This is a genomic window from Inquilinus sp. OTU3971, from assembly GCF_038440215.1.
The window spans coordinates 1-274 of record NZ_JASATH010000469.1; the positions used below are offsets into that span (position 1 = coordinate 1).

Here is a 274-nt window from a genome sequence, read left to right on the forward strand (position 1 = left end):
AGAGGACCGCTTCCTGATGGATCGCTCGGAGCTGGCCAACCGGATGACCGTGCTGCTCGGCGGGCGGGCGGCCGAGAGCCTGGTCTTCGACGAGATCTCGACCGGCGCGGCCGACGATCTGGCGAAGGCGACGGACATCGCCCGGAACATGGTGGCCCGGTTCGGCATGGATGCGGGGCTGGGTCAGGTCGCCTACGAGACGGAGCCGGCGACGTTCCTCGGCGGCCTCGCGGGAGCCGGCTGGCAGCCCCGCCGCTACGGCGAGGCGACCGCG

Annotated in this window: 1 pseudogene; it reads left to right on the top strand. The window is 72.6% G+C overall.

The window, feature by feature from the left end:
• Window positions 1-13: 13 nt before the first annotated feature.
• Window positions 14-274, top strand: a pseudogene (locus AAHM41_RS40455) (hypothetical protein); the annotation flags it as partial.